This window comes from Gammaproteobacteria bacterium (genome assembly GCA_011375345.1).
In the GTDB taxonomy this organism is placed as follows: Bacteria; Pseudomonadota; Gammaproteobacteria; order DRLM01; family DRLM01; genus DRLM01.
On the sequence record DRLM01000051.1, the window covers coordinates 1 to 5243 of the forward strand.

At 60.5% G+C, this 5243-nt stretch carries 7 protein-coding genes; 3 read left to right on the top strand and 4 right to left on the bottom strand.

The window, feature by feature from the left end; genetic code table 11:
- Nucleotides 1-522: 522 nt before the first annotated feature.
- On the top strand, nt 523-945 hold the full coding sequence (locus ENJ19_03575; GenBank protein ID HHM04806.1) for a hypothetical protein: 423 nt from the start codon (nt 523-525) through the stop codon (nt 943-945).
- 10 nt (nt 946-955) lie between these two features.
- On the opposite strand, the gene ttcA is transcribed toward ENJ19_03575, so the two are convergent.
- Nucleotides 956-1891, bottom strand: coding sequence for a tRNA 2-thiocytidine(32) synthetase TtcA (ttcA, locus tag ENJ19_03580; GenBank protein HHM04807.1), 936 nt, complete (start codon nt 1889-1891; stop codon nt 956-958).
- A gap of 3 nt (nt 1892-1894) precedes the next feature.
- On the opposite strand from ttcA, the gene ENJ19_03585 reads away from it, so the two are divergent.
- The gene (locus tag ENJ19_03585; protein HHM04808.1) at nt 1895-2458 is read left to right on the top strand and encodes a Uma2 family endonuclease; all 564 of its coding nucleotides are present in this window, start codon (nt 1895-1897) and stop codon (nt 2456-2458) included.
- A 153-nt stretch (nt 2459-2611) separates the two neighbouring features.
- Here ENJ19_03585 and ENJ19_03590 read toward each other — a convergent pair whose 3' ends face one another.
- The 3 genes from ENJ19_03590 to ENJ19_03600 all read right to left on the bottom strand — a co-directional run bounded on the left by ENJ19_03590 (nt 2612) and on the right by ENJ19_03600 (nt 4920).
- The gene (locus ENJ19_03590; GenBank protein ID HHM04809.1) at nt 2612-2806 is read right to left on the bottom strand and encodes a hypothetical protein; all 195 of its coding nucleotides are present in this window, start codon (nt 2804-2806) and stop codon (nt 2612-2614) included.
- 108 nt (nt 2807-2914) lie between these two features.
- Nucleotides 2915-3550: a DUF3592 domain-containing protein gene (locus tag ENJ19_03595; GenBank protein HHM04810.1), complete on the bottom strand. Its 636-nt coding sequence runs from the start codon at nt 3548-3550 to the stop codon at nt 2915-2917.
- Nucleotides 3436-4920 carry a phenylacetate--CoA ligase family protein gene (locus ENJ19_03600; protein HHM04811.1) on the bottom strand — a complete coding sequence of 495 codons (1485 nt, stop codon included), beginning with the start codon at nt 4918-4920 and terminating at the stop codon, nt 3436-3438. The genes ENJ19_03595 and ENJ19_03600 overlap by 115 nt, the downstream gene beginning before the upstream one ends.
- A gap of 113 nt (nt 4921-5033) precedes the next feature.
- Between ENJ19_03600 and ENJ19_03605 the strand changes: the two genes are divergently transcribed.
- Nucleotides 5034-5243, top strand: a 210-nt coding sequence (locus tag ENJ19_03605; protein ID HHM04812.1) for a dihydroxy-acid dehydratase, incomplete at its 3' end; no start/stop codon positions are given.

The following is a 5243-nucleotide window of genomic DNA, read 5'->3' on the forward strand; positions in this document are numbered from 1 at the left end:
AACAGCGGAAGGGCGGTTTACACCCCGCGGTGGCTTTTATGCGGCAGAAAGCCTTTTGGCGTCTCAGAATCGCAGCAATCTGGCCTCACACTTGCTTTTCGCTCGATTTCGCTCCGTTCCACAGGCTGTCAGGGGGGCAGGGGCCCAGCCCCGGGGTTTATACCCATTGCACCGTGCGGCTGCAAGTCGGTGGGCAGCATCTGTCAGACGAGGAAAGGGGCGCTCCACAAAGTGGAGCGCCCAGTGCGGGGTGATGCCGGGGCTTCGCCGTCCCCGGTCGGTGCGCGCAGCCGCCTCTGCCACGTGTTCCACGGGGACGGGGAGGCTGCGCGGGTGAGCGGCTATTTGTCTTCCTGGGTTTTTCCCCTCCTTTCCCAGCGCTGCTGGTCTGTGCTGGCCGTTCCCCCTCCCTGCCCCCCAGGTGTTGCGGGATGTGGCGCTTACGGGATGATTTGAGCTTATTAACCGTAAGTTAAAAAGTCAACAACTGAAAGTATGCTGTGCTCTAATTAGGCTATTTGAATGAGCAGTGCCCGCGAAAAAGAACAAGCCCGCGCGGCCTTCGCGGCACGTTTTCGCGATGCCCTGGCGGAATTGGGCTTCACCGGCCGTGAAACCGGCCCCATGCATGAGTTGTTCGGTGTTTCGGGTCAGGCGGTGCGCAAGTGGGCGCAGGGGGAGGCGTTGCCCACCGCCTCGCGCATGCCCCACGTGGCTGCGGTGCTGGGGGTGCGGCGCGCCTGGCTGCAGGATGGGGAGGGGCCCATGCGCCCGGCGGTGGGTGTGGCTGAGCCGGAGGGTGTATACCGCGGGGACGGAGCGCTCACCCCGGCCCCTGAAGAAGCGAAGCTGCTGGTGCAATACCGTCTGCTCCAGCCCAGGCAGAAAAAAATCGTTCGCGAGCTGCTGGCCCTGTTTGTGGAGGCTGCAAAAGGCACGCGCTGAGGCGGCCGCTTCAGCCGCCGGCCTCCTTGCCGGTGGCTGCCTGGCTGACAACGGTCTTTCGCTGTGTCTCCAGCTCTTGGAAGTTCCACAGGCGTTTGTCCATCAGTTGATGGGGCTGCAGACGCTGGAGGGCGTGCAGCATGTTGCTGGGGATTTTGGGATTTTCTTCCGCCAGACCGGCGATGAGACGCTTGATGCGCTGGCGGGCCAGATTGTCCTGGGAGCCACACAGATTGCAGGGGATAATGGGAAAACCCTGGGCTTCGGCGTAAGCGGCGATGTCCTGTTCCTGGCAATAGGCCAGGGGACGGACGACGATGTGGCGCCGGTCGTCGGTGAGGAGCTTCGGGGGCATGGCGGCAATTTCCCCTTGGTAAAAGATGGACATGAGCAGGCTTTGGATCAAATCGTCCCGGTGGTGGCCCAGGGCGATTTTGCTGTAGCCGTGGCGGGCGGCGTAGGTGTAAATGGTGCCGCGGCGCAGACGGGAACACAGGGAGCAATAGGTTTTGCCCGCCGGGATTTTGTCCCGCACTACCGAGTAGGTATCTTGTCTGACCACCTCATAGGAATAGCCCCGTTCGTCCAGCCAGGCGCGCAGACCGTCGTCGTGCCAGCCGGGCTGCCCCTGGTCCAGGGTGTAAGAAAACAGTTCGAATTTGTTGCCGCTGCGCAGCCTGAGCTGGTGCAGCAAATGCAGCAGGGTAAAGGAATCCTTGCCACCGGACAGACACACCATCACCCGGTCACCGGTCTGGATCATGTTGTAGTCGGCGATGGCTTTGCCGGTGTAGTGAAGCAGCTTTTTCTCCAGCTTGGCGGTGTTCATCGTGCTGTTGTGTCTGGCTGTTGGGGCGGGGCATTGTACGTCAGAACCGGGGCGTCTGTCTGTTTCGCCGCTCCGGCGTGTGGGGTAAACTGAAGTCCCCGCTGAACGAGGGCTCATGCCATGAGCGTTCCTGACCCGAATATCCGTTTCACGTACGAAGATTACCGTTCCCTGTGTGACGCCGCGGACCAGCGCTACGAACTCATGGATGGAGAGATCGTGATGGTTCCCGCTCCTACCACCAGACACCAGCGCGTCTCGCGTGAGCTCGAATACCTCATTTTGAACCACGTCAAAAAGCATGATCTGGGGGAGGTGTTCGATGCCCCGGTGGATGTCGTGTTGGGAAAAGGTAAGGATCGCCAGGTAGTGCAGCCCGATATCGTGTTCGTTGCCAAAGAACGGGCCGGCATCGTCGCCGAAGCGGCCATTGAAGGCGCGCCGGACCTGGTGGTGGAGATTCTTTCCCCCAGCACGGAAGAGTGGGACCGCCGCTACAAAAAGGCTGTCTACGCCCGCTACGGTGTGCGCGAATATTGGCTGGTGGCGCCGGACACCGAAACCATCGAGGTGTATGTTTTGGAACAAGACGCTTTGATGCCCTCGGGCGTGTTTGCCGAACATGAACCGGTGGTATCGCGCCTGTGGCCCGATCTGGCGCTTGATCCCAAAGAGATTTTTTGAAATACCAGTCTCACCTCAAGGCCACCACCGCATTCCCAGGCACCAACAAGGACACCAGGCCGGTCAGCTGCCAGGACGCGGACTCAATATTGTGAGCTTCCCCTTGTTCCGCGTGTCCCAGGCCTGTTCGCCAAAGTATTATTAACCCGGCAATTAGGATTGCCGGGTTAATAGGAACAGCCCGATGATGCGGGCGCGGACAAGCAGGCGGTAAATGTCCAGCGTGCGGCCGGGTTCCGTGGCCATCGCGACAAAAAAGAAATCAACGAAGCTTTCCAGCACGAAATAGCTGAGCGCCACCACACACGAAGCGAGGGACGATTCCTGCCCGGGGTCAGCGCTTTGCATACGCCAGCGTGTGGCGGCAGAACAGCAGCAAACACAGCGCCGCGGCGAGGAACAGCACAATTGTCCAAATCATGCTCGTGCTCTCGCACCTGTTTGCGATGTGCCGGCTCAGGTACCGAACAGCAGCAACAGCGTGCCGAACAGCGTTGCGACAATTCCGGCGGCAAAAACAAACCAATCGTCCCGTTTGCCGCCGGGTTCCAGGGTGGCATCTGTTGCTTTTTCCGGATTGTAAAATACGGGCACTTTGGCACCCACGGGATAGTTCTTCGCTGAATCCGAAACGGCCACCGGCCCCGGCGTTTCATTGGGGCAGAGGTAAACGCCCTTGAGGGTTTCGCCGTTGACCTGATAGGTGAAGTGCACTTGTGCTTGTTCCGTGCCCAATTCCGAAGCGGGCGTGAATGTTTCCACCACGCCTTCAACGCTGGGCCAGGCTTTGGTATCACGGCCTTTCACCATGATGCGCCAGCCCCAAAAGGTGACAGCGATTCCGGCGACTACAAATAAACCAAGCAAGACAATGTAGGGGTTCAAAGTAACATTCTCCGTAAAAAAAAGATTCGCCCCGCCTTCGCCCTGGAAGAGGAAAGGGGCCTGAACAACGCCGTTTGGGCACAGTTCACAAATTATGTTCTGCGGGTATAACGATGTTTCACTCCCACTGGAAACCACTCGGGATCGCCCGCGGGTTTTAGTACGATTCTTGGCATTTGATATTGCGCCGGCACATAGTTGGCGAATTCGCTGTTGAGCCGCAGCAGCTGGGCGCGGATGGTGGCTGCCACCGTATCGCGCAATGATTCACTGGCGTTTGCACCTGGCAACAGTTCCACCACAATGTGCAGTGCCTCGTTGTGATCATCGGTTTCCACCACTTGCATAACGAACTTGCCACTTACCTGTTTGCGCACCGCGCTCTGCTCCAGGCCGACGCTGATGTTTTCCGGGTAGATGTTGGCGCCAAAGTACGACACGGTAAAATCGGCGCGGCCGAAAATATATGCGAAGGGCAGGTCGCGCACACTGTTTTGGTCCAGGCCGGCCAGTGGATCGAAGCCATAGCCGCGCACCCGCTCCAGCAGATCCTGGCATGCAATCAGCCCGCCCTTGTCAGCGATGTGGTAACGGATCAAGGGCACGCCATTGTCGCCGCTCACCACCAGCGTGTTGTCCGCGGATTCAAAATAACGGCTGCTGGGATCGTATTGCACCAGCGTCGGCAGACGCGACTCGCCAAAGGCCTCCCGCGCGGCATCGGGACGTTCGGAAAAGAAGCGGCGGATATTCACGCTGAGTGCTGTCTCATTGCCCAACACGCCGCCGTCCGCCGTGCCGTATAAAGAGGCGGTGGCGTAGCGCGGATCGGCGGCGCCGATGCGTTCGCACACCAGGGCGCGCCACTCTTCGCTGAACACCTCCCCGGCAAAGACCAGCTTGGGCCGGTAACGGGGCCAGTCCAGGCCTGCGGCGATGCCGCTGTCGATGACGTCTTTTACAAACGGCGGATAGCCCAGCAGCACCACTTGCTCGAAGTGGGGGCCCAGCTCGCGCACCACGCGGAAAATTTCGTCTTTGTTGCTGCCCGGTGTGGCCACGGTCAGGGGATAGCCCTTGAGCGCCAGATGACGCAGGCAGGCGGCGGTGAACATCCCGCCCACCCAGGTGCCCAGGGCGAAACAGACCACCGCCAGGGTGCGGCGTTCATGGCCCTGGAAGCCGTCGCGCAGCACCTGCTCAAAGCGATAGGCAATATCCAGTTCATGGGCCGGGGTGCGTGGCCACACCGTGGCTGTGCCGGTGGAGCCGGAGGACATGGCGATCATGTCGCAGGCGGTGAGCGTCCCGCCGGGGCAACGCGCCGGCAGGGGGTAGGCGCGGATGTAGTTGTCTTTGGTCATCAGGGGCAGGGTGCGGTAGTCTGCCAGGGTCTGGATGCGGTCGGCGCTAACATTGTGCCGCTCCAGGAAATCGCGGTAGGCGGGAACGTGGGTGGCACAGTAGTGAAACAGCGTGAGCACACGCCGCTCGACGTCGCCAGTGCGCAGGCGGTCTGGCAGCGGAGTGGTCACAAAGGCCTTGATCGCGTCCAGTTGAGCGGCAGTGGTGTCCATCCTAGAGGCTCCGAATGAATCGTTGACAGCTTGATGCAGGGTGGGTGCAGCCCGCCCCCATGGAGTTTGTTATCCTACCAACTTTTCCCAGGCCCAAACACGAGGTTTCCCCCATGCCCCAGTACCGCTCCCGCACCACCACCCACGGCCGTAACATGGCGGGCGCCCGCGCGTTGTGGCGGGCCACGGGTATGAAAAACGACGATTTCGACAAACCCATTATCGCTGTGGCGAATTCCTTCACCCAGTTCGTGCCGGGCCATGTGCATCTGCAGGATCTGGGGCAAATGGTGTGTCGGGAGATCGAGGCCGCCGGCGGCGTG